The 23,234-nt window shown below is 46.8% G+C and carries 21 protein-coding genes; 13 read left to right on the forward strand and 8 right to left on the reverse strand.

Annotated elements, in window-relative coordinates; genetic code table 11:
* Positions 1-11: 11 nt before the first annotated feature.
* From ACLHR0_RS24535 to ACLHR0_RS24545, 3 genes are all read right to left on the reverse strand, one after another.
* Positions 12-248, reverse strand: a complete 237-nt coding sequence (locus ACLHR0_RS24535; protein ID WP_370912538.1) for a CcmD family protein — start codon at positions 246-248, stop codon at positions 12-14.
* Positions 245-907 (reverse strand): cytochrome c biogenesis protein CcsA, encoded by a 663-nt coding sequence (gene ccsA, locus ACLHR0_RS24540; protein WP_370912539.1) that lies wholly within the window; start codon positions 905-907, stop codon positions 245-247. The genes ACLHR0_RS24535 and ccsA overlap by 4 nt, the downstream gene beginning before the upstream one ends.
* A gap of 145 nt (positions 908-1,052) precedes the next feature.
* On the reverse strand, positions 1,053-1,721 hold the full coding sequence (locus ACLHR0_RS24545; protein ID WP_370912540.1) for a heme exporter protein CcmB: 669 nt from the start codon (positions 1,719-1,721) through the stop codon (positions 1,053-1,055).
* 125 nt (positions 1,722-1,846) lie between these two features.
* Here ACLHR0_RS24545 and accC point away from each other — a divergent pair, with 125 nt between their 5' ends.
* Both accC and ACLHR0_RS24555 read left to right on the forward strand, forming a co-directional pair.
* Positions 1,847-3,337, forward strand: coding sequence for an acetyl-CoA carboxylase biotin carboxylase subunit (accC, locus tag ACLHR0_RS24550; protein ID WP_429051371.1), 1,491 nt, complete (start codon positions 1,847-1,849; stop codon positions 3,335-3,337).
* A 76-nt stretch (positions 3,338-3,413) separates the two neighbouring features.
* Positions 3,414-3,896 carry a GtrA family protein gene (locus tag ACLHR0_RS24555; protein ID WP_436490171.1) on the forward strand — a complete coding sequence of 161 codons (483 nt, stop codon included), beginning with the start codon at positions 3,414-3,416 and terminating at the stop codon, positions 3,894-3,896.
* A gap of 38 nt (positions 3,897-3,934) precedes the next feature.
* Here the strand turns inward: ACLHR0_RS24555 and ACLHR0_RS24560 are convergent, their stop codons facing one another.
* Entirely contained in the window at positions 3,935-4,504 is a 570-nt protein-coding gene (locus ACLHR0_RS24560; RefSeq protein WP_370912543.1) for a thymidine kinase, read from the reverse strand.
* Between the two features lie 89 nt (positions 4,505-4,593).
* On the opposite strand from ACLHR0_RS24560, the gene ACLHR0_RS24565 reads away from it, so the two are divergent.
* Positions 4,594-5,559 carry a hypothetical protein gene (locus ACLHR0_RS24565; RefSeq protein WP_436490173.1) on the forward strand — a complete coding sequence of 322 codons (966 nt, stop codon included), beginning with the start codon at positions 4,594-4,596 and terminating at the stop codon, positions 5,557-5,559.
* On the opposite strand, the gene ACLHR0_RS24570 is transcribed toward ACLHR0_RS24565, so the two are convergent.
* The gene (locus ACLHR0_RS24570; RefSeq protein WP_436490175.1) at positions 5,529-6,791 is read right to left on the reverse strand and encodes a 3-deoxy-D-manno-octulosonic acid transferase; all 1,263 of its coding nucleotides are present in this window, start codon (positions 6,789-6,791) and stop codon (positions 5,529-5,531) included. The two genes, ACLHR0_RS24565 and ACLHR0_RS24570, sit on opposite strands and share 31 nt — an antisense overlap.
* A 109-nt stretch (positions 6,792-6,900) precedes the next feature.
* Here ACLHR0_RS24570 and ACLHR0_RS24575 point away from each other — a divergent pair, with 109 nt between their 5' ends.
* From ACLHR0_RS24575 to rfbD, 6 genes are read left to right on the forward strand one after another with little or no spacing between them, the layout of a single operon-like run.
* Entirely contained in the window at positions 6,901-8,028 is a 1,128-nt protein-coding gene (locus ACLHR0_RS24575) for a DegT/DnrJ/EryC1/StrS family aminotransferase (RefSeq protein ID WP_429051381.1), read from the forward strand.
* Between the two features lie 9 nt (positions 8,029-8,037).
* Entirely contained in the window at positions 8,038-9,351 is a 1,314-nt protein-coding gene (locus tag ACLHR0_RS24580; RefSeq protein WP_429051384.1) for a UDP-glucose dehydrogenase family protein, read from the forward strand.
* Between the two features lie 17 nt (positions 9,352-9,368).
* On the forward strand, positions 9,369-10,313 hold the full coding sequence (locus ACLHR0_RS24585; RefSeq protein WP_370912548.1) for a UDP-glucuronic acid decarboxylase family protein: 945 nt from the start codon (positions 9,369-9,371) through the stop codon (positions 10,311-10,313).
* Between the two features lie 13 nt (positions 10,314-10,326).
* On the forward strand, positions 10,327-11,382 hold the full coding sequence (gene rfbB / locus ACLHR0_RS24590; protein WP_436490178.1) for a dTDP-glucose 4,6-dehydratase: 1,056 nt from the start codon (positions 10,327-10,329) through the stop codon (positions 11,380-11,382).
* Positions 11,383-11,436: 54 nt separating this feature from the next.
* Positions 11,437-11,997 carry a dTDP-4-dehydrorhamnose 3,5-epimerase gene (gene rfbC, locus ACLHR0_RS24595; RefSeq protein ID WP_436490180.1) on the forward strand — a complete coding sequence of 187 codons (561 nt, stop codon included), beginning with the start codon at positions 11,437-11,439 and terminating at the stop codon, positions 11,995-11,997.
* Between the two features lie 9 nt (positions 11,998-12,006).
* Positions 12,007-12,873: a dTDP-4-dehydrorhamnose reductase gene (rfbD, locus tag ACLHR0_RS24600; RefSeq protein ID WP_436490182.1), complete on the forward strand. Its 867-nt coding sequence runs from the start codon at positions 12,007-12,009 to the stop codon at positions 12,871-12,873.
* A gap of 450 nt (positions 12,874-13,323) precedes the next feature.
* On the opposite strand, the gene ACLHR0_RS24605 is transcribed toward rfbD, so the two are convergent.
* Entirely contained in the window at positions 13,324-14,019 is a 696-nt protein-coding gene (locus ACLHR0_RS24605; protein WP_429051394.1) for a TapB family protein, read from the reverse strand.
* A gap of 160 nt (positions 14,020-14,179) precedes the next feature.
* On the opposite strand from ACLHR0_RS24605, the gene tyrS reads away from it, so the two are divergent.
* Positions 14,180-15,460: a tyrosine--tRNA ligase gene (gene tyrS / locus ACLHR0_RS24610; RefSeq protein WP_436490184.1), complete on the forward strand. Its 1,281-nt coding sequence runs from the start codon at positions 14,180-14,182 to the stop codon at positions 15,458-15,460.
* Positions 15,461-15,562: 102 nt separating this feature from the next.
* Here tyrS and ACLHR0_RS24615 read toward each other — a convergent pair whose 3' ends face one another.
* Positions 15,563-16,849, reverse strand: a complete 1,287-nt coding sequence (locus ACLHR0_RS24615; RefSeq protein WP_436490186.1) for an amidohydrolase family protein — start codon at positions 16,847-16,849, stop codon at positions 15,563-15,565.
* 40 nt (positions 16,850-16,889) lie between these two features.
* Entirely contained in the window at positions 16,890-19,937 is a 3,048-nt protein-coding gene (locus ACLHR0_RS24620; protein ID WP_436490188.1) for an amidohydrolase family protein, read from the reverse strand.
* 189 nt (positions 19,938-20,126) lie between these two features.
* On the opposite strand from ACLHR0_RS24620, the gene ACLHR0_RS24625 reads away from it, so the two are divergent.
* The 3 genes from ACLHR0_RS24625 to uxuA all read left to right on the forward strand — a co-directional run bounded on the left by ACLHR0_RS24625 (position 20,127) and on the right by uxuA (position 23,228).
* Positions 20,127-20,570 (forward strand): hypothetical protein, encoded by a 444-nt coding sequence (locus tag ACLHR0_RS24625; RefSeq protein ID WP_429051402.1) that lies wholly within the window; start codon positions 20,127-20,129, stop codon positions 20,568-20,570.
* A gap of 63 nt (positions 20,571-20,633) precedes the next feature.
* Positions 20,634-21,968, forward strand: a complete 1,335-nt coding sequence (locus ACLHR0_RS24630) for a glycerate kinase type-2 family protein (RefSeq protein WP_436490190.1) — start codon at positions 20,634-20,636, stop codon at positions 21,966-21,968.
* 84 nt (positions 21,969-22,052) lie between these two features.
* Positions 22,053-23,228 carry a mannonate dehydratase gene (uxuA, locus tag ACLHR0_RS24635; RefSeq protein WP_429051406.1) on the forward strand — a complete coding sequence of 392 codons (1,176 nt, stop codon included), beginning with the start codon at positions 22,053-22,055 and terminating at the stop codon, positions 23,226-23,228.
* Positions 23,229-23,234: the final 6 nt, after the last annotated feature.

The raw sequence follows: 23,234 nt of genomic DNA on the forward strand, positions 1-23,234 counted from the left end.
AAATTTTCGGGTTACTGATTTTTATCTTTTTCTTCCAGCTTACCGATCTTTCTGTCCAGATTGATAAGAAATAACACAATTCCCAGGAAGATGATCACTAAAACACCGACAATGACATAAATTTTATCGTTGCTGCGGAAGAATTCGTTGACCGCTCCTTTCTCTGTATTCTGCTGTTGTGCATTTGCCAGTACCGAAATGAATAGCAAGGCCAGGGTCAGGCAAAATGAAAACGCTCTATTGATCATTTAAAAATATTTTTAAGCTGTAATTTCCTGTAACGTACTACCAGTGTGAATATCCACACACTCAGCAGGGTCCAGCCAATAAAGGCGGGATACAACACCAGTTTCATGGAGCCATCGGTATCTTTTGACGCAAAGCCTGGTGTGGTAGCGCTTCCCGGATGCAGGGAGTCCACCATGCGGGGAATAATATAGGTTAAGGGTATCAGCAATGCAAACGCAAAAATGTTGAAAACTGCGGATATCCGTGCCCGTTTGTCGAGATCGTGTATGCTCATGCGCAGCACCAGGTAAGCCATATAGATAAGAATGGCGATGGCGGTGCACATCTGTTTGGGATCGTCTGTAAGCGTGCCGCCCCAGGTATAGGTAGCCCAGAGCGTACCTGTTGCGAAGCCCAATACGCCGAAGAAGGTACCCACTCCTGCAGCGCTGGAGGCAATCACATCTTTCTTTAAATCGTATTTCGACAGATAAAGCAGCGAGTTGATAATAGATATGGTGTACATGGTATACATACATATCCACATCGGTACGTGAAAGAACAATCCGCGGGATGATTGTCCGTTGGTTCCTATTATAGGTATTTTAACAGTGAACCCGGCGATAATTACATATAAAAGAAGCAGTATCGCTAATGCTTTCCACCAATGTCTGGCCATTTTTTAATAGCTATATTCGGGGGCAAACCTACACGTTTTAAACCTAATCACAAAGATTTTCGGGGATTTTAAGTTTATCCAACGGCAGTAATTCCCCGTTAAATATCCTTTACAGAAGTGAGCTTTTTGTTTGATATTTCTAATATCAGTCTTTCCACAAAAATGGGAAAAGGATCATTGTCAGGGCAATAACCAGTATATCCATTCCCCCGAGCAACAGGAACATTTTAGGCAGTTCCGGCTGATATACGGTTACAAAGGCAGATAAAGAGATGTTGGCCAGCAGCATCAACACCGGCATAATCAGGGGGAAACCCATCACGGCCATCAGTGCGGCATTGTGATTGGCCTGGGCGGCAATAGCCGCCAGCATAGTAAATAGCAGGGAGATACTGGTACCGCCCAGGAGCACCATCCCCACAAAATAAACGGGGTTGATAATGGGATTGCCCAGGAAAGCAATGCTGCAAACCAAAGCAATAATGCTCATGAGGGTCATTAATATCACATTGTAGATCAGCTTGGCCGCAATAAAACAGCGCGGATTCACCAGGGAATAGAAATACAGGAGCCGTCCCCTGCTTTCCTGCATAAAACTTTTAGCGACGGCATTTACTGCCACAAACAGCTGTATCACCCAGAAAAGGGCATTCCATACTTTGTCGTCCGGTCGTCCCATCATCAGGTTGATGACAAAAACAGTAGACACAATATAGAGCAGTACCCCATAAAAAGCATACTGCTGGCGTAATTCCAGCGTAAGATCCTTTTTCACAAGGGTAAGTGTCTGATGTATGGGATTGCTTTTTTTCATGATCAGGCGCAAAGATAGTTATTCACAATTAGCTTTCAGCCGTTACCCATTTTTAAGTATATTTAGCCCCTCATTAAAAAATGACATCCCCATAGCAAAGGGGCCTTGTTAAAAGCAAACTGCTGATGAAGAAAATTCTGGTTGCCAATCGGGGAGAGATTGCATTACGCATTATGCGTTCTGCACATGAAATGGGTATAAAAACAGTGGCGGTATATTCCGAAGCGGATCGATCCATGCCCTTTGTACAATATGCAGATGAAGCCGTTTGCATTGGTCCCGCACCTTCCAATCAATCTTACCTGCTGGGCGAAAAAATAATTGCCGTGGCTAAAGAAAAAGGAGCGGATGGCATTCACCCGGGATATGGTTTTTTAAGTGAAAATGCCCGTTTTGCACAGCAGGTAACGGATGCCGGTATTACTTTCATTGGTCCGTCTGCCGCTTCCATTGAGGTAATGGGCAGTAAGCTGGCTGCCAAACAGGCGGCGCAGAAATTCGGCGTCCCCATGGTTCCGGGCACAGAAACGCCTTTACGCAGTGTGGAAGAGGCCAGGGAAGTGGTAAAGAAAACAGGCTTTCCTATCCTGATCAAAGCTTCCGCCGGTGGTGGTGGTAAAGGAATGAGGGTGGTTAATGCCCCGGAAGAACTGGATGAGCAGATCAGGATGGCTAAAAGCGAAGCCCTCAGCGCCTTTGGTGACGACGCCGTATTTATAGAAAAGTATGTGGGTTCGCCACGGCATATAGAAATACAGGTATTGGGCGACCGCCACGGTAACTGTGTATATTTATTTGAAAGGGAGTGTTCTATTCAAAGACGCCACCAGAAGCTGATTGAAGAGGCGCCGTCGTCCTGCCTCACACCGGCCATCCGCGCCGCTATGGGCCAGTGTGCCGTAGATGTGGCCAAAGCCTGCAACTATTATGGCGCCGGCACCGTGGAATTCCTGGTAGATGACCAGTTGAACTTCTACTTCCTGGAAATGAATACCCGCCTGCAGGTGGAGCATCCGGTTACGGAACTGATCACCGGTCTCGACCTCGTAAAAGAACAGATTAAGGTGGCCCGGGGAGAAAAATTATCTTTCACCCAGGAAAGCCTGAAAATAAACGGCCATGCCATTGAACTGCGTATCTGCGCTGAAGATCCGGGCAATAACTTTCTGCCGGACACCGGTAAGCTGGAAACCTATATCCGTCCGCAGGGTTATGGCGTGCGGGTAGATGACGGATATGAACAAGGCATGGATATTCCCATTTACTACGATCCGATGATTGCCAAGCTCATCGCCTGGGGCAGCAACCGGGAAGAAGCCCGGCTTCGCCTGATCCGCGCCATTGAAGAATACCAGGTAAAAGGGATCAAAACCACCCTGCCTTTCGGTAAATGGGCACTGCAGCAGCCCGCCTTCATTGAAGGAGATTTTGACACCAACTTTATCAATAAATATTTTACGCCACAGTCGCTGCTTACAGACGAAGCAGACCTCAATAAACTGGCGGCAATCCTGGCTGCATACGTATGGCAGCAAAACAATATAAATTTACAGGAAGCGGCTATCAGCAATCATCCACGTGAATCGGCCTGGAAAAAAAGGAATATGTTAAGATAAGCCAAAACAGTTGTTAACTTTCGTTAAAGTGTTTCCTGAAAACCCGAAAACGCATAACTTTGCGCCAATTTTAATTATGTTACGTAACGTCATCTTACAGATCCTTCAGTTCTTTTACCAGGCACTTCCAAAGGTGGTTCCCTGGCAAACCTTCCGCTACTTAGCATGTGGCGGGGGCAATACGGTATTGGATATATGCCTGTATTATGTGTGTTATAATTTTATACTGCACCAGCAAATGGTGCACCTGGGGCCGGTTAGCATGAGCGCGCATATCGCCGCCCTCTTTATGTCAATGGCGGTTACCTTTCCTACCGGTTTCCTGCTCAGCAAATATGTAGTGTTCTCTGAATCCAATTTACGCGGACGCGTACAATTGCTCCGTTACTTCATGCTGGTAGGCATCTGTATTGTACTGAACTATTTATTAATGAAGATATTTGTGGACCACCTGCACTTGTATGCCACCGTAGGTAAGATCTGTACCACTGTGCTGGTAGTAACTTTCAGCTATCTGACCCAGAAGAAATTTACCTTTAAAGTGAAACAACAGGCATAAAGTAAAAAGGAAGGTCGCTGACCTTCCTTTTTACTTTATCATACATTTTCGTAATAGCAATGCCTGCATCTCGGTTCATACAGATCCTTCTCTCCCAGCAACAATGTTTCTTTTGATGCCGATTTACGGTAAGAGTAATTGGCAATATGACCGCACTTCACACAGATGGCGTGCAACTTAGTAATATAATCTGCTTTTGCCAGCAGGAAGGGCATCTGACCAAATGGCTTGCCTGTGAAATCCATATCCAGCCCGGCAACGATTACACGCACCCCACGAAGCGCCAGCTGATCACATACATTGGGTAACTCATCATCAAAGAACTGCGCTTCATCAATACCTACCACATCTACTTCCTGGGCCAGCAACAGGATTTGCTGGGAATTTTCTATTGGTGTGGAAATAATTTTATTGTCGTCATGCGACGTAAGGCTTCTTTCATCAAACCGGGTGTCTATGGCAGGCCCGAATATTTCTACCTTTAAATTGGCGATACGTACCCGTTTGAGCCGGCGGATCAGTTCTTCGGTTTTCCCCGAAAACATAGAGCCGCAAATTACCTCGATCCAGCCCCTCCGCCCTCCTGCAAGAGAAGGTTCAATAAACATATTATACTAATTTGATTATTAATTAATTAAAATATTCTAATTTTATGAAAATAAAATAATTCTATCACTAACCCGTTAACAATTAAGGCATGGAAAAAATTAATGCATTAATTGAAAAACTACAGGAATTAAAAAATTCCGGGGCTGAGCTTTCTGCAATTTCGTACTACGCGCAATTGCTCCAGGCAGAGGTGTTGCATGCGCGTAACAAGCTGCATCAGCAACAGGTGCAATCTACACAAGGAAATATCGCGGTGATCATGCCTGCGCAACAACCGATAACGGTACCGGCGCCGGCAGCAACTGCGCCGCAAACTACAACATTACCTTCAAATAAACCGGCGGAAGCGCCAATTGCCACCGCTGAGCCTGAAGATATCAATACCCGCGCAGCCAGGCTAAATGATACGCCTACCCGTAATACGGTAATACTTACTGAAGATATTAATGGCCGCGCCTCCAGGACAGAAGAACCTTCAGCCACCAAACCTGTGGAAATGCCTAAAGCCACGCCGATGGAAACGCCGATAGCGGCTGTGCCTCCGGCGGCCGACCTGGTACCACCCAAACCGGAACCGGTTGTCACTGCCCAACCCATTCCCACGCTGGCAATTAATCAATCTCCTGTTGAAAAAACAAAACCCGCGCAGGCTGCTACCCTGTTCGACGATATACAACCTGTAAAAAACACGCCGCCGGTGGCCACCAACGGCGAACTCCGAAAAGATCTCAACGAACTTGCCGGCAGCAACGGTACTTCACTAAACGACCGTTTGCGGCAACAACAGGTAGAAGTAGCGCAGAAACTTGGTGAGATGCCTATTAATGACCTGCGGCAGGCCATTGGTATCAATGAAAAATACCAGTTCATTCAGGAGCTGTTCCGGGGCGACCGTGACCTGTACGAACGTTCTATTAAAACCATCAATGAATGTAGTAATCTCCAGGAAGCGGATTACTGGATCCAGCGTGAAATAAAAATTATACAGGGATGGGAAGACGACCATCACCTGGTGCAGCACTTCTATTCGTTGCTCAAAAAGCGTTTCTCCTGAATATAATCTAACACCTTTTGGGTAGCTCCGGTATTGGCGGCTACATAATTTCCAGCGATGGCGGCTACTTCAGCATAGGCTACCTTGTCTGCCAGGAGCATCTCCATACAGGTGTGGAGGTTTCTGTAATTATGCACTACCAATGCGCCACCCGCGGCCACCAGCTCCACTGCTTCGAAGTATTTCCCGAATTCCGGTCCTATGATCACCGGCTTGCTGTAAACGGCCGGCTCCAGTATATTATGTATGCCGTCCTTGCCAAAGCCCCCTCCTACATAAGTGATAGCAGCATAACGATAGAGCGTAGTGAGCATGCCGATATTATCTATGATCAATACATCCCCCTGCCTGTTATTTCCTTGCTTTAGTTCAGAGAAGCGCTGCGCATCCGGAAACAAAGCCAGTATCGACTGGATATGGTGATCATCAATTTCATGGGGTGCAAGGACCAGCTTTACGTCTGTTTCTTCCTTTTCTTTCCACCAGTCGCCCAGGATTTTTTCATCGGATGGCCAGGTACTACCGGCTACGACTAATCGCTTTTCGCCGGCAAAAACGGAAATTTCAGGCAATTCCCGGTATTCATTGAGCAGGGCGGCCACCCGGTCGAACCGTGTGTCCCCGCTGATGCTGCTATTTTGCAACCCTATTCCGCGAAGTAATTGAAGTGATGCCTCATTCTGTACAAAAATATGCGTCAGGTGGCGCAGGAGCCCCCGGAACATGTTGCCATATCCCTTAAAAAATACCTGATCGGGCCGGAAAATGCCAGATACCAGCAGGGTCGGGATATTCCTTTGATGGAGGGTAGTCAGGTAATGATACCAGAATTCGTATTTTATGAAGATAGCCAGGGCGGGCTGAACAATATCTATAAAATCCCGGGCGTTGCTGCGGGTATCCAGGGGCAGGTAATAAACATGGTCCGCGCCTTTATAGTCTTTCCGGACCTCATACCCCGAAGGCGAAAAAAATGTTAACAAAATTTCATATGAGGGCCAGGCAGCGCGGATTGCCTCCAGCACCGGCCGTCCCTGCTCAAATTCCCCCAGGGAGGCGGCATGGATCCATACTACCGGACGGGAGCCGATTCCGTCCTTCCGCATACGCGATTGCCAGTTCTGCCGGCCTTCCAGCCAGCGCCGGGCTTTGGTTTTGCCTGCCAATGCGGCCAGGTGAACTCCCGCTTTATACAATTGAAGCCCTGCATTATAAATTCCTGTTGCTATCATTCGCCTGCGTACTTTTACTTAATTTTCAGCTGAATGCAAAGATAATCCCCAGCCAATCCCAAAATTTGTAAATTTGCACACTTTAAACAAAATAAAAATATACGATCATATGGTTCCTATTCAGATGGTAGACTTGAAACGCCAGTATACGAAGATTAAATCACAGGTAGATGCAGCCATCGGCGAAGTGCTGGATAGTTCCGCTTTTATTAATGGTGGCGCGGTTCAGAAGTTTAGCACTGAATTGCAGTCATACCTGGACGTAAAGCATGTGATTCCCTGTGCAAATGGTACAGACGCGCTTCAAATTGCCATGATGGCGCTCGGACTGGAACCAGGCGATGAGGTAATAACTCCCTCATTCACCTTTATAGCCACCGCGGAGGTAATCGCCCTGTTACAACTGAAACCCGTTTTTGTGGATGTAGATCCTCAAACCTACTGCGTGGATGTAGCTGCCATAGAAAAAGCAATTACCCCCAGAACCAAAGCCATCGTGCCGGTACATTTATACGGTCATGTAACGGATATGGAACCGTTGATGGCGCTGGCGGCAAAACATAAACTGTACGTGATTGAAGATAATGCCCAGGCTATTGGCGCCGATTATACTTTTAGCGACGGCACAAAGAAAAAAGCCGGTGCTATTGGTCATATTGGCTGCACTTCTTTCTTCCCTTCAAAAAATCTGGGTTGTTATGGAGATGGTGGCGCCATTTTTACAAATGATGATGAACTGGCGGCGAAGATTCGCATGGTTGCCAATCATGGCCAATCTGCCCGCTATTATCATGATGTCGTAGGCTGCAACTCCCGTCTCGATTCTGTACAGGCAGCCGTATTGCGTATTAAACTGCCATTACTGGATCAATATATTACTGCACGCCGTAAGGTGGCAGACGCATATGATGCTGCATTTGCAGATATGCCACAAATAACAACACCTTATCGCGCTCCGTACAGCTACCATGTATTTCATCAGTATACACTGCAGTTAAATGGCGCTGACAGAAATGAGCTGCAGAAATACCTGGCAGAAAAAGAGGTACCTGCAATGATATATTATCCTGTTCCTGCCCACCGCCAGAAAATGTTCGAGCATTTTGGTGGCGCGGCCTTTGATCTTCCCGTAACCGATAGTCTCACCACAAAGGTGATTTCCTTGCCAATACACACTGAAATGGATCCCGATCAATTGGAGCACATTATCCAATCCGTTAAATCATTTTTAAAATAATCACCCCGCATGAAAATTACAGTAGTAGGAACTGGTTATGTAGGTCTTGTAACCGGGACTTGTTTTGCCGAAACAGGAAATGATGTCACTTGTGTAGACATTGATGCCAACAAAGTAAAAAAGCTTTCGTCAGGTCAAATTACTATTTATGAACCTGGCCTGGAAAAATTATTTGAGCGCAACCTCAAAGAGGAACGTTTGTTCTTTACCACTAGTTTGGAAGAGGGCATTAAAGATGCTGAAGTAATTTTCCTTGCATTGCCTACCCCTCCGGGAGCAGACGGAGCTGCAGATCTTTCCTTTGTGCTGAATGTAGCAGAGCACCTGGGTAAAATCATGACTGACTACAAAGTTATCGTAGACAAAAGCACCGTACCTGTGGGTACCGCAGAAAAAGTAATCGCTGCCATCGCGAAAAATTGTAAAACCCCATTTGATGTAGTTTCCAACCCGGAATTTTTACGTGAGGGGGTGGCAGTAGACGACTTCATGAAACCAGACAGGGTGGTGATTGGCACTATGTCTGAAAGGGCACGCAAAGTAATGGGAGAATTGTATGCTCCTTTTGTGAGACAAGGAAATCCTATTCTTTTCATGGATGAAAAATCGGCAGAACTCACCAAGTATGCTGCCAATTCCTTCCTGGCCACAAAGATTTCCTTCATGAATGAAATTGCGGTATTATGTGAAAGACTCGGCGCTGATGTAGATATGGTGCGCAAGGGTATTGGTAGTGATGACCGTATTGGTAAACGCTTCCTTTTCCCGGGTATCGGATACGGCGGCAGCTGTTTCCCCAAGGATGTACAGGCATTGGTAAAGTCATCACAGGATGCACAGTACGAATTTAAGATACTGAATGCCGTAATGGATGTAAATGAAAATCAGAAGCTGTTTCTTCTTCCGAAAATAAAAAGTTTCTTTAAAAACGATCTGAAGGGCAAGCATTTTGCGCTCTGGGGACTTGCCTTCAAACCAAATACAGATGACATCAGGGAAGCACCGGCATTGTACATTATTGAAGCATTGCTGGCAGAAGGCGCCACTGTAAGTGTTTTTGATCCGGAAGCTATGGCAAATGTAAAACAGGTAGTGGGAGATAAAATCATCTACGCCGAACATCAATACACTTGCCTGGAAAACGCAGATGCGCTGATTATTGCTACAGAATGGAGTGTATTCAGGACTCCTGACTTCCATAAAATTTCGGCCAGTCTTAAAAATCAGGCTATTTTTGACGGCAGAAATCTTTTCGAAGTCTCCCGCATGAAAGAACTCGGTTACCATTACGAAAGTGTAGGACGTATACCAGCAACATTGTAATTACTTATAACAACAACATGGAAAAGAAAAAAATACTTATTGCCGGTGCAGCTGGATTTCTTGGCTCCCACCTTTGTGATCGTTTTATAAAAGAGGGTTTTCATGTAATTGGCATGGACAACCTCCTTACCGGCAATATCAAAAATATAGAACATCTTTTTCCGTTACCGGAATTTGAATACTATCACCACGATGTTACCAAGTTTGTGCATGTTCCGGGAAAACTGGATTATATACTGAACTTTGCTTCCCCGGCCAGCCCCATTGATTACCTCAAGATGCCTATCCAGACGCTGAAAGTAGGATCATTGGGAACGCATAACCTGCTGGGACTGGCAAAGGAAAAAAAAGCACGTATCCTCGTAGCTTCCACTTCTGAAGTATATGGTGATCCAAACGTACATCCGCAACCGGAAGAATACTGGGGTAATGTAAATCCCGTAGGTCCCAGGGGAGTATATGATGAAGCCAAAAGATTCCTGGAGTCTATTACCATGGCTTATCATAATTTCCACGGTGTAGACACCCGTATCATCCGTATCTTCAACACTTACGGTCCGCGTATGCGACTCAATGACGGCCGTGCACTGCCCGCATTCATGAGCCAGGCGCTGAATGGTCAGGATCTCACCGTATTTGGCGACGGCAGCCAGACCCGTTCCTTTTGTTATGTAGATGACCTCGTGGAAGGTATCTATCGTTTATTATTAAGCGACTACCACCTGCCTGTTAACATCGGCAATCCACAGGAAATCACATTGAACCAGTTTGCTGAAGAGATCATTGCATTAACAGGTTCAAAACAAAAGATTGTTTACCATCCGTTACCAAAAGACGATCCGAAACAACGTCAGCCCGATATTACCAAAGCACGTACACTGTTAGGTTGGGAACCAAAAGTAGGCAGACAGGAAGGATTAAGGATCACATATGAATATTTTAAAGAAGCCTTATTAAAATAAACTTTTCTCCGGAATGAAGCGAAAACTATTAATTACCGGTGGTGCGGGATTCATCGGTTCACATGTGGTAAGGCTATTTGTCAATAAATATCCCGACTACCAGATCGTAAATCTTGATGCTCTTACCTACGCCGGTAATCTGGAAAACCTGACAGATGTAAAAGATAAACCGAATTACATTTTTGAGAAAGGTGATATCACGGAAGAATCTTTTGTTGATGACCTTTTCACCAGGTATCAGTTCGATGGTGTGATCCACCTGGCTGCGGAAAGCCATGTAGACCGCTCCATTATGGACCCGCTGGCGTTTATCAAAACAAATGTTTTAGGTACTGCAGTATTGCTGAACAATGCACGGAAACACTGGAAAGATAACATGAACGGGAAACTTTTCTATCATGTATCCACGGACGAAGTGTATGGATCACTGGGAGAGGAAGGTTTTTTTCTTGAAACTACCGCCTACGATCCGCGTTCTCCTTACTCCGCTTCAAAAGCAAGTTCGGATCATTTTGTAATGGCCTATTATCATACTTATCACTTACCTGCTGTTATATCCAATTGTTCCAATAACTACGGTTCTCATCATTTCCCTGAAAAGCTGATACCGCTGGCTATTCACAATATCAAAAACAATAAGCCGGTACCCGTTTACGGAAAAGGGGAAAATATACGCGACTGGTTATACGTAAATGACCATGCCCGCGCAATTGACACTATTTTCCATCATGGGAAAGTGGGAGAAACCTATAATGTAGGCGGATTCAACGAATGGAAAAATATTGACCTGATTCAATTATTGTGTAAAATCATGGATAAGAAGCTGGGGCGGCCGGAAGGCGCCTCTGCGCAGCTGATTACTTTTGTAAAGGACAGGGCCGGGCATGATCTCCGCTATGCTATTGACGCTACCAAGCTCAATAAAGAACTGGGCTGGGAACCCTCTCTCCAATTTGAAGAAGGCCTGGAAAAGACGGTCGACTGGTACCTGGAGAATGAAACCTGGCTCAACAATGTTACCAGCGGAAACTACCAGCAATATTATAACGAACAATATCAAAAAAGATAGCTGCCGGCGGTTGGCTTTTATAAGCTAACCGCTCACAGCTTTTAGTTATTACACATGCCTTTTCAACAAACCGGAATACCTGACCTGTTAATTTACGAGCCAAAAGTTTTTGGCGATCACCGTGGTTACTTTTTCGAAAGCTATAACGCCAACACCTTCAGTGCAGAAGGTATTGAGTATAAATTCGTACAGGACAACCAGGCACGTTCCACCTATGGTGTGCTCCGTGGACTGCACTACCAGTTGGAGCCTTATGCACAAACAAAACTGGTAAGGGTACTGGAAGGAAGCATCATAGATGCGGTGGTAGACATCCGCAAAGGCTCCCCCACTTACGGCAAATCTTTTGCAATTGAGTTAAGCGCCAGCAATAAACTGCAACTACTGGTGCCTAAAGGATTTGCGCATGGTTACGCAGTGATCAGTGAAACGGCAGAAGTAATGTATAAATGCGATAACTTCTACCATAAAGGCAGTGAAGGCGGCATCATCTACAATGACCCCGCCCTGGGCATCGACTGGGGTATCAACCTGAATGACGCGGTAGTTTCAGACAAAGACCTGATCCTGCCCACGCTTGCAGATATTCAACATAATTTTATTTTTAACAGCTGATCATTTGCCATGAAGAATATTCTTGTTACCGGCGGAAACGGACAACTAGGACAAGCCCTGCAAAAAGTAGCAGGCGATTATCCGCAATTCAACCTGTTATATACCGACTACCAGGACCTTGATATCACGGACGCGGATGCCCTGGCCGCTTATTTTGCTGCCCAACAGATCGATGCCTGTATTAACTGCGCTGCCTATACAGCAGTAGATAAAGCTGAAGAAGATGAAGACAAGGCATTCCTCCTGAATTTCCAGGCGGTACTGAGCCTGGCGGAAATATGCGCCCAATATAATGCCCAGCTGCTGCATATCTCCACGGATTATGTATTCAGCGGAAAACAGAATCTACCTTACACAGAAAGCGACGATACTGATCCTGAAAGCATTTACGGCGCCTCTAAAGTGCGCGGGGAAGCGGCGGCTGCCGGTTATAATCCCGACACCATTATACTCCGTACTTCCTGGCTCTACTCCGAATTCGCAGTTAACTTCGTTAAAAGAATGAAACAACTGATGCAGGAAAAACAGGAACTGAATGTTGTTTTTGATCAAACCGGCACCCCTACTTACGCAGGCGACCTGGCTAAAGCAATCCTGGACATCTTACAGTATAAATCAGCCAATCCGGATGCAGCCATCGGCGGCGTATATCATTACAGCAACGAAGGCGTAACCAGTTGGTTCGATTTTGCAGTAACCATTAAAGAAATGACGAACGCTACAACCGCCATATACCCGGTTACTTCCGACAAGTATAAAACGGCCGCTAAACGCCCGGCCTACAGCGTATTAAACAAGGAAAAAATTAAAAGCACTTTTGGGATTACTATTCCTTATTGGAGAGATAGTTTGGCCCAATGCCTGAAAAATATATAACCAGCGCGGAGGTTGTCTTTCTCAGGATTACACTGATTATGTTGATTACGCTGATTTTATTTTTTTGGATTTTAAAATGATTGGGGAGATATATGACGGGGATTGCTTGAGGATTGACTCGGGGATACTTCATTGATACCCAACAGATACTTAGCATATGCTTAATACATGCAGATAACCCGGAAGTGACGTGGAGGTGACGTGGACTTGATGCCAGGACCTTTTACCACAGGGCTTTATAGAGGAAAAGATACAGGACGTTTATGCGAGCGCTACCATATAAATGAAACGGCGTTCTTACATACTGGTGAAAATGGGTGAGCAGTATTTAAGACAGGAATTAGCATCTGACCGGTGTATTAATCTTCAAAAATCCCTCCAAAATCACAAAAAGCTAATCAGTAAAATCAGCGTAATCCTGAGAAAGACAACCTTCGCGTTAAAGCATTTTTATTTCTTCAGCGCCGTGATCATAGTTCCTCCCATGTCCTTCCCATCCTTACTGGAAGAAGTTTTCACCGGTCCGAAGTCAGGGGCAAACCATTCGATAGCACTGAATTTCATCGGAATTCCCTGCCCCATCATTTTCATCTGGAAATTAATATCATAAGCTATTTTGAAACAATCCCAGCTGCCTGCCGGTGTAGTTACTTTTTCTTTTCCCAATACTTTCCGGTTGCTGATTACATAACTGATCCCCATTTCCATGCCTTTCACATTACCGTTCATTTCAAAGGTGCCACCCGGTAAGTCTTGTCCGGCGTGCATTCCGGATGGATAATCCAGAAAAGAAGCATTGGTTTTGCCTTCCATCTTCATGTCTTTCATCTGCGGCATTACAGGAACGCTCATCTTCATATCAATGGCTACCCCGTTTCCGCTGCATTTAAAATGCCCGGTACCGGAAGTTACCTCCTTATTACTTTTGTCATAAAAGGTATTGGTAAAATCAGACACCGTTCCAGTCTCATCTTTGTGCACGTTCGTGATTTTGTAAATAGTTTTGCCACTGGCCACGCCTTTCGCATCCAGGATGGTCATCTCAATTTCCGCATTGTTGAGCAGGTAATAGTATCCTTTGCAATCCTGCGACAGTGCCGGTACCGTAAATATCAGCGCCAATAAAAGAAAGAGTGCTTTTTTCATAATATTTTATTTGGGGGTAAGAAATCTCAGACCGCGGCAGGTGCAAACAGCAGGTCTTCTTTATAAATTTACACCGATATTTGTTATACCAGCCCGGAATCCTTAAAATGGGCGAATCCTGCGAATTTTATGTAGGTTTGCAAAAATTGTTATTAAAATCATGAATCTGATAGAAGAGCTGCGCTGGCGGGGTATGCTACAGGATATGATGCCTGGCACGGAAGAGCAACTGAATAAAGAAATGACCACTGCTTATATTGGTTTTGATCCTACAGCAGAGTCGTTACACATCGGCAGCCTGGTACCCATCCTGTTACTGGTGCATCTGCAAAAGGCAGGACATAAGCCCCTGGCGCTGGTGGGCGGCGCTACCGGAATGGTAGGCGACCCCTCCTTTAAAGCGGAAGAACGGAAAATGCTGGACCTGGATACCCTGCAGAAAAATGTAGCCGGTATCAAAGCCCAGCTGGAACGCTTCCTCGACTTCAATGCTGCCAAACCCAATGCGGCTGAAATGGTGAATAACTTCGACTGGTTCCAACATATTTCCTTTCTCGATTTTATTCGCGATACCGGCAAGCACATCACCGTTAACTATATGATGGCCAAAGATTCCGTTAAGAAAAGAATCGAAGGCGACAACGGGATGTCATTCACTGAATTTACCTATCAGCTGATACAGGGTTACGATTTCTATCATTTGTATACTGCCAAAAACTGCAAATTGCAGATGGGTGGCTCAGATCAGTGGGGTAATATTGTTACCGGTACAGAATTGATCCGCCGTAAGGCACGGGGGGAAGCTTTTGCATTTACCTGTCCCCTGATCAAAAAAGCAGATGGTACCAAATTCGGTAAAACAGAACAAGGCACCGTATGGCTTGATCCTAAACGTACTTCTCCCTACTCCTTCTACCAGTTCTGGCTCAGAACAACCGATGTGGATGCAGAAAGTTATATCAAAATATTCACCTTCCTGGAACAACCGGAAGTGGACGCTTTGATAGAAGAACACAGAAAAGATCCGGGACAGCGGTTGTTACAGAAACGTCTTGCTAAAGAAGTAACCGTATTTATTCACGGGGAAGAAAACTATAATTTCGCGGTAGAAGCGGCGTCTATCCTGTATAATAAAAACACTGCCGAATTACTGGTGTCCCTTTCTGAATCCGATCTGATAGAAGTGATGGATGGTGTTCCGCAATACGAAGTACCAAGAGCCGACCTGGAAGCCGGTAAGGATATTGTAAGCCTGCTTGCTGAAACAGGCATTTTCCCCAGCAAAAGCGAAGCCCGTAAAACAGTACAGGGCGGGGGCGTAAGTGTAAATAAAATAAAAGTACCCGGCATTGATATGATTGTAAATACATCTTCATTGCTGAGAGATAAATATATTTTATTGCAGAAAGGCAAAAGCTATTTCCTGGTAAAGGCGGTGTAATTCTCCGGTTATACCTGGTAAGAAATATTTAAAAAGAAGAGGGAAGAAAAAGCAATTGTCCGCTTTCTCTTCCCTCTTCTTCTTTCAAAAAACCATCTGCTACTATTTCAACCCATACTTCTTTTCATATTTCTCATACAACTGCTTCTGTTTATTATCCAGGTTTATTTCCCTTCCCTGGATAAATGCCCGCGTTATCACGCTCGACTTCATATCCAGGATATCGCCGGTACTTATGGCAATATTTGCATCCTTGCCGGTTTCCAGTGAGCCGGTAGTTTTGTCGATCCCCAGGATTTTAGCGGCATTGAGCGTAATCGCCGACAGGGCCTCTTCTTTTGTTAAACCATAGGTGCTGGCGGTACCTGCTTCAAAACCCAGGTTACGCTGCTGCCAGAAGCCTTCGTTGCTCAGGCAAAACAGTACGCCGGCTTTCTGCAGTTGTGCAGCGGTTTTGTAAGGCTGATCCACATCGTCGTCCTGCATCACCGGCAAAGCATGCGGCTGTGCCAGTACTACCGGGATATTATTTTGTTTCAGGATGTCTGCAATGAGCCAGGAATCAGCCCCGCCAACAATCACCACATCGAGCTGGAACTCTTTGGCAAAGTCGATCGCTACCAGCATTTCCTTTACCAGGTCGCAGTGGATAAACAGTTTCTGCTCCCGGTTAAACAGCTTGCGCATCGACTCAAACTTCAGATTGGTAGCGGTGTGTTTGCCTTCCTTCTGATAAGCCTTTGCCTCGCGGAAAAATGTTCTTACCGTTTCTATTTGTTCCAGGGCTGCTTTCAGCCGGTCGTTGGGAACAGCCCCACGGCCTCCGCCCAGCGGCGCCAGCGGTGGCATAAAAAAGTGCAGGGCATTATCCGTTTTGTAAGCGGCATCTTCCCAGTTCCAGGCATCCAGCTGTACTACAGAAGAAACACCGCTGACAATACCTCCTTCCGGTGTTACCTGAGCCAGCAGGATGCCATTGGAACGCAGGGTGTTGATTACTTTGGAATCGGCATTATACGCAATGATGGAGCGTACGGAGGGGTTTATTTCTCCTACTTCACGCACATCGATGGTAGCCCGCACGCTTTCAAATTCCACCAGCCCCAGGTTGGATTCGGGCGCAATAATACCAGGGTATACATGCTGTCCTTTCATATCCAGAACCATAGCATCGCTGCTGGCAGCGGGGATATTACTACCTACTGCGGTAATTTTTCCATGGCTGAATGCAATGGTGCCATTTTCAATCACCTGCCCGTTGCCTACGTGAATAGTGGCATTGGTAAGGTATACAGGCTTGTTTTGCGGGCCTGCCGGAGATATCGTTTCCTGTGCCCGGACAGTATACATTCCCAGGGTAAGGCTTAATAAAATTAATTGTCTTTTCATCGCTTGTAGCATTTAGCGGTGCTTAAAAATTTCTAACAGATCAATAACCAATAGCTTGCTGATGTCCGCCCTGCAAATCTTCGCAGTGGTAGATTTCCTCCGGCGTCAGCGAAGCTTTACGGGTAGGCGTACCTTTTTTCTTTTCTGCCAGCAATAACTGGGTAAGCCGGTTACGCTCCGTTGCAATGCGCTTACGCAGCTGCAGATCGTTGTCGCGGTCAAATTCCACGATACCATCCACGATGGTCTTTTCGGCTTTGGCATAAATGCTTAGCGGATTATCGCTCCACAATACCACATCGGCATCTTTACCCACTTTGATGCTGCCCATGTGGTTGTCTACATGCAGCAGTTTAGCGGGGTTGATAGTCACCAGCTTAATGGCTTCTTCTTCCGTCATACCACCGTATTTGATGCTCTTGGCGGCTTCCTGGTTCAGGCGGCGCGCCATTTCCGCATCATCGGAGTTAATAGCGGTAAGCACTCCGGCGCCCTGCATGATGGCAGCGTTGTAAGGAATGGCGTCCTGTACTTCCATTTTATAAGCCCACCAATCGGCGAAAGTGCCTGCGCCTGCGCCATGTGCTTTCATTTTATCGGCTACTTTATATCCTTCCAGGATATGTGTGAACGTATTCACTTTGAAGTGAAAACTATCTGCTACGTGCATCAGCATATTGATTTCGCTCTGCACATAGGAGTGACAGGTAATAAAACGCTTCTGATGCAATATTTCCACAAGGGCGTCCAGTTCCAGGTCGCGGCGCTTGCCGGCGCCTTGTTTTTCATAGTCGAGCGCACGGGTAAATGCATCTGTATAAATTTGCTCTACGCCCATTCTTGTTTGCGGGAAACGTACGGTATTACGGTCGCCCCAGTTGGATTGCTTCACGTTCTCTCCCAATGCAAATTTGATGAAAGGATCCCAGTTGGTCACTTTCAGTGCTTCTGCATTTTGCCCCCAACGGAGTTTAATCAGCTGCGACTGCCCGCCGATGGCGTTGGCACTGCCATGCAATAAATGAGAAGCGGTTACGCCGCCGCTCAGCTGACGGTAGATATTCACATCATCGGGGTTGAGTACATCTGCAATCCTTACTTCAGAAGTAACTGACTGCGACGATTCGTTCACTCCCTTACTGATGGCAATATGCGAGTGTTCGTCGATGATGCCGGCACTCAGGTGTTTGCCGGTACCATCAATTACGCGGGCATTGCCGGCAGCCAGGTTTTTACCCACCTGTGCAATTTTGCCGTTGCGGATTAAAACATCTGTATTTTCCAGTTTCCCTTCTTTTTCGCTGGTCCACACAGTAGCATTTTTGATAAGCAGGTCCTGCTGCGATGGTAACTTCTCCCAGCCATATCCATTCAACGGATAATACAGTGGCCCAATGGCCAAAGGTGTTTCTTTCTTTACGGAATCTGCTTTTTCCGGGGCGGCCTTTACAAATACAGCATTCCATTTTACAAGATTTCCGCTGGTATCGGCGCCGGTGCCGTTCCAGCTGTTATCGCCGATGATACCGCTAAGACGTACATTGCTTTTACTGTTCTTTGCCAGTGTCAGCGACAGGGATACCAGTTTGCCGTTTACATCGATACGGCCGGGAAGGGTATCTTTCTGCAACACAGACAGTAACGGTGCAACAGCGGTACCTCTTACTTCCACGGAGTAGCTGCCGCCGGGGATAAGATTTACGGTATAGATGCCGCGTATATCATTCCAGCCGTCGGCCTTGATGGTATAACGGTTACCTTGTACCCAGTTCTGGTACAGGATGGTTTTTTCGTTGAAAACGGGACCGGAGGTAATGAGGAAATTGGCCAGTTTACCTGGTTCCAGGCTGCCCACTTTATCATAAGCCTTTATAAGTGTGGCCGGGGTTTTGGTCAGGGCTTCCAGGGCTTTCTGTTCGCTGAGGCCATAGCTGATGGCTTTCCGCACGTTGGCCAGAAATTGCTTTACATCTTTCAGGTCGGCAGCAGTTAGACAGAAGGGAATATTTGCTTTCTCAAAAGCAGCAGGCTCCGTAGGCGCCATTTCCCAGTGTTTCATTTCGGCCAGTGATACATAGCGTGCATCTGCGGGATCCTCCATATCGATGGCGCCCGGGAAGTTCAGCGGCAATGCGAACGTGGCTTTGGTGGCGGCCATTTCACTGATACGCTGGTATTCATTGCCACCGGCTTTAATAATATACTGTACCCCGAACTCGTCTCCTATCTTATCTGCGCGGAGCGCATCCCATTTATCGGTCACTTCAAACAGCTGAGGCAGCTGCTGACTGGCATTCCAGGCTTCCAGGCTGAGATTGACTCCTTCCCTGGCGGGCTGGGATTTATACCACTGGGCATCCAGGAACGTTTGTCGCAGGAGGGCGATGCAACCCATGAGGGAGTTAGGATAATTTTGCGTAGAGGTGCCTTTATCAAAAGAATAGGCCGCAGCGGCTTTCTCCCGGATAATGACTTTGTTTTCTTTTGCGGTGGCCAGGGTTACCAATGCGGCGGTACCACGGGCGATGCCATCGGGCTGTTGGGTAAGCACGGCGCCAAATCCGGCTTCCCGCAGGGGCGTTGCCTTTTCATCATCTGCAGAAAAAAGATCCACGGCATTTACTTCGCTTCTGATGGCCTGGTTCCAGCCATAGGCCCCTTTGGTGTTAGACAGGAACTGAGGAGGTGCATTCCATGCGGAACCGCCCCGTTTAGGCTCCGACAAACCATAATTGCTGAAGATATCCACAAAGGAAGGATAGATATATTTCCCTTTACAATCCACGATCACTGCATCTTTGGGGATGGCAGCCGATACGCCGGCAGACACTATTTTCCCGTCGCGGATCACCAGTGTGGCATTGTTCAGGGTGGTTTGCGGGTCTTTTACAATGGTGGTATGTGTAAAAGCAAAGCACCCTTCGCGGGGATCGGCGATCCCGTTGACCGGATAGGTTTCCTGTGCGCTGACTGCCTGGCCGGTTGCCAGCAGGGCCAGTAACAGCAGTTTACCGCGGTGCCGCTTCATAGCATAGGTAATACACCGCAACAGCAGGGCTGTCCCGGGTTTCTCAAAAGCTCTTTTCATGTAAATTTTTTATTTTTTCGGTTCAGATTCAGTTGATCCGCTAAATGTAATAAATCATTAAGGCGGGACTAAATAAAACGGCATATTTTTTATGAGTGGTAAGTGGATTTTGGATTCACATGAAAAAGGGATAATTTGAAAAGGGTTTACCGCTTAAGTTTGTTTAAATTCGTATAATACTTGCTGACTATGAAGTTTATTTCTGTTTATACATGGATGTTGCTCACCGTTTTTTTTGCAGCAACTACCTTTACTACCAGTGCCCAGGTAAAAGATAGTGCCAATGCAAAAGGCCGCTGGACAGCGGAAGGAAGAGCCGATAAAATCACGGACAAAATCTCCCATAAAGTAAATCTGAACAAAGACCAGGAAAAAAAGATCCTGGTAATCAATCAGGATATTGTGCGCCGGATGGATGCAGTGAAAAACAATCCTTCCCTCTCCAAAAAGGAGCGCATGACACAGTTTAAAGCCCTGGATACGGAGCGCAGCCAGCGTTTCAAAACCGTATTTACGCCCGCGCAGTATAAAAAGTGGAATGATTGGGAAATGACTAAAAAAGAACACCTGGAACAAAAAATGGAAAAAAAGCGGCAAAAGAAGGAAGCTAAAGACTCCACCCAACCGCAATAAATTTCTTAACTTGAAAGATATTGGCAGTGAGTAGTCTCACTGCTTTTTTTATGCCGCGAAAACATGAACAACACTACTGCCGATATAAAAGATATTTTCCTGCAGGGCGTTGCGGCAGTGCATCCGCAGCAGCTGATCAGGAAAAATGTGCAGGTAATACCTGCCACCCGTGTTATTAATATTTCGGGAGATAGCTACGTCCTCCCGGAGCATGCGGCTGTTTGGATACTGGGGGCAGGCAAAGCTGCCGCCGCGATGGCACAGGAGCTGGAAAACATACTCGCTGCGCATTTCCCGGTAAAGGGAATGGTGGTTACAAAATACGGGCATGCGTTACCATTACAGCAGGTGGAGCTTATGGAGGCCGGTCACCCGGTGCCCGATGAACAGAGTGTAGCCGCTTCCGTTAAACTGCTGGATATGGCTGCCAAGGTGCAGCCGCAGGACCTGGTTATCTTTTTACTTTCAGGCGGCGCCTCCGCATTGCTGGCAGATGTGCCGGCAGGCAGCAGTTTACCTGAAGTACAACAATTGTTTGAAACATTGCTGAAAAGCGGCGCCGACATCCGCGAAATGAACACCGTAAGAAAACATCTTTCCGGTATCAAAGGCGGTCAGCTGGCAAAAAGCATATATCCGGCTACGTTATGCACCCTTGTTCTCAGCGATGTGGTAGGCGATGACCTCAGCGTGATAGGGTCAGGGCCTACAGTGGCCGACCCGTCTACCTTTGCGGATACCATGAATGTACTCCGCAAATATCATCTCCCGGAAAAAATATCCGCGTTCCTCCTTCAACATATTGAAGACGGCCTCGCTGGCAGGATACGTGAAACACCCAAGCCAGGCGATCCATCCCTGCTGCATACACACAACTATCTCACCGGTACCAACCGTGTGGCATTGGAAGCGGCGGCTGCAAAGGCCCGGCAGCTGGGTTATCACCCGGTATTGTTATCTGATACTATAACGGGAGAAGTGCACGCTGTAGCTGCCAGCCTGGTACAAACGGCGCTACAGTACAACGGTCCTTTGCCGGCCTGTTTGCTGGCAGGCGGGGAAACTACCGTCGAGGTAACTGGGAACGGCCTTGGTGGCAGGAATCAGCAACTGGCGCTGGCAGCAGGCATTGCCCTTGCCGGTTATCCATCGCTTACTTTCCTGAGCGGCGGCACCGATGGCAGTGATGGTCCTACTAATGCTGCAGGAGCTATCGTAGATGCATCAACGATAAAAAATGCAGTAAAAATGCAGCTCGATCCAAATAGTTTTTTACAACAGAACGACGCGTGGCACTTCTTCTCAAAAGCAGGCGGGTTAATGATTACAGGCCCTACCCAAACAAATGTGATGGATCTCATGATCATCCTGATCGCCGCAGACGGCCCTAAAATTTGAAATCAAAGTTTGTATATGTGTGGATAGATTATATTTTTGGGGTTTGGAACTAGAAATTCTGGATTTACTAAACGTATTTGCATTATGCTGAGAATGGAACAGACATGGCGGTGGTACGGACCCAATGATCCGGTTAGCTTGTCTGATATTAAACAGGCAGGAGCTACCGGAATTGTAACCGCATTGCACCATGTGCCTAATGGAGTGGTATGGACGAAGGAGGAGATACAAAAGCGGAAAGCCATCATAGAAGCAGCAGGGCTTACCTGGTCTGTTGTGGAGAGCGTGCCGGTACATGAAGATATCAAAACGCAAAGCGGCCGTTTTAAGGATTATATCCACAACTACCAGCAAAGCTTGCGGAACCTGGCAGCATGCGGTATACGTACTGTTACGTACAACTTCATGCCGGTACTCGACTGGACCCGCACCGATCTGGCGTATACCGTAGAAGATGGTTCCAAAGCGCTGCGCTTTGAAAAAGCGGCGTTCATGGCATTCGACCTGTTCATGTTGCAAAGACCAGATGCAGAGAAAGATTACAGCGAGGAAGAAATAGCCCGTGCAAAGGAGCATTTCGACAGCATGACTGCGGCCGACAAAGAGCTGCTGCAAAAAAATATTATTGCCGGATTACCCGGATCTGAAGAAAGCTTTACGCTGCAACAGTTCCAGGCCGCATTGGATAAATATAAAGGCATTGATGCCACCCAGCTGAAACTGCACCTGTTTTATTTCCTTCAGCAAATAGCGCCTGTTGCAGAAGAAGCCGGTATTAAACTGGCTATCCACCCGGATGATCCTCCGTTCCCGATTTTGGGACTGCCGCGGGTGGTAAGCACCGAACAGGATGCCCGCGAACTGCTCATTGCGGCGCCATATGCCTCCAATGGACTGTGCTTTTGCACCGGCTCCTATGGCGTAAGGGCCGACAACGATCTTCCCGGCATGATAGAACGCCTGGGCGATCATATCCACTTCATCCACCTGCGCAGCACACAACGGGATGCATTGGGCAACTTCCACGAAGCCAACCACCTGGAAGGCGACGTAGACATGTTTGCCGTAGTAAAGAACATCCTGCTCACCATGAAACGCCGCAATGTTTCCATTCCTATGCGCCCGGATCATGGCCACCAGATGCTGGATGACCTGCACAAGAAAACAAATCCGGGATACAGCGCTATCGGCCGTTTACGCGGACTGGCAGAACTGCGTGGACTGGAAATGGGTATCGCCGGGGCTTTAGGCTCTGATTGACTGACG

It is taken from the genome of Chitinophaga sp. ARDCPP14 (assembly GCF_051362515.1).
In the GTDB taxonomy this organism is placed as follows: domain Bacteria; phylum Bacteroidota; class Bacteroidia; order Chitinophagales; family Chitinophagaceae; genus Chitinophaga.

Coding starts and splice junctions, on each gene's coding strand:
- ACLHR0_RS24535 (WP_370912538.1), bottom strand. CDS start 248: ATGATCAATAGAGCGTTTTCATTTTGCCTGACCCTGGCCTTGCTATTC.
- ccsA (WP_370912539.1), bottom strand. CDS start 907: ATGGCCAGACATTGGTGGAAAGCATTAGCGATACTGCTTCTTTTATAT.
- ACLHR0_RS24545 (WP_370912540.1), bottom strand. CDS start 1,721: ATGAAAAAAAGCAATCCCATACATCAGACACTTACCCTTGTGAAAAAG.
- accC (WP_429051371.1), top strand. CDS start 1,847: ATGAAGAAAATTCTGGTTGCCAATCGGGGAGAGATTGCATTACGCATT.
- ACLHR0_RS24555 (WP_436490171.1), top strand. CDS start 3,414: ATGTTACGTAACGTCATCTTACAGATCCTTCAGTTCTTTTACCAGGCA.
- ACLHR0_RS24560 (WP_370912543.1), bottom strand. CDS start 4,504: ATGTTTATTGAACCTTCTCTTGCAGGAGGGCGGAGGGGCTGGATCGAG.
- ACLHR0_RS24565 (WP_436490173.1), top strand. CDS start 4,594: ATGGAAAAAATTAATGCATTAATTGAAAAACTACAGGAATTAAAAAAT.
- ACLHR0_RS24570 (WP_436490175.1), bottom strand. CDS start 6,791: ATGATAGCAACAGGAATTTATAATGCAGGGCTTCAATTGTATAAAGCG.
- ACLHR0_RS24575 (WP_429051381.1), top strand. CDS start 6,901: ATGGTTCCTATTCAGATGGTAGACTTGAAACGCCAGTATACGAAGATT.
- ACLHR0_RS24580 (WP_429051384.1), top strand. CDS start 8,038: ATGAAAATTACAGTAGTAGGAACTGGTTATGTAGGTCTTGTAACCGGG.
- ACLHR0_RS24585 (WP_370912548.1), top strand. CDS start 9,369: ATGGAAAAGAAAAAAATACTTATTGCCGGTGCAGCTGGATTTCTTGGC.
- rfbB (WP_436490178.1), top strand. CDS start 10,327: ATGAAGCGAAAACTATTAATTACCGGTGGTGCGGGATTCATCGGTTCA.
- rfbC (WP_436490180.1), top strand. CDS start 11,437: ATGCCTTTTCAACAAACCGGAATACCTGACCTGTTAATTTACGAGCCA.
- rfbD (WP_436490182.1), top strand. CDS start 12,007: ATGAAGAATATTCTTGTTACCGGCGGAAACGGACAACTAGGACAAGCC.
- ACLHR0_RS24605 (WP_429051394.1), bottom strand. CDS start 14,019: ATGAAAAAAGCACTCTTTCTTTTATTGGCGCTGATATTTACGGTACCG.
- tyrS (WP_436490184.1), top strand. CDS start 14,180: ATGAATCTGATAGAAGAGCTGCGCTGGCGGGGTATGCTACAGGATATG.
- ACLHR0_RS24615 (WP_436490186.1), bottom strand. CDS start 16,849: ATGAAAAGACAATTAATTTTATTAAGCCTTACCCTGGGAATGTATACT.
- ACLHR0_RS24620 (WP_436490188.1), bottom strand. CDS start 19,937: ATGAAAAGAGCTTTTGAGAAACCCGGGACAGCCCTGCTGTTGCGGTGT.
- ACLHR0_RS24625 (WP_429051402.1), top strand. CDS start 20,127: ATGAAGTTTATTTCTGTTTATACATGGATGTTGCTCACCGTTTTTTTT.
- ACLHR0_RS24630 (WP_436490190.1), top strand. CDS start 20,634: ATGAACAACACTACTGCCGATATAAAAGATATTTTCCTGCAGGGCGTT.
- uxuA (WP_429051406.1), top strand. CDS start 22,053: ATGCTGAGAATGGAACAGACATGGCGGTGGTACGGACCCAATGATCCG.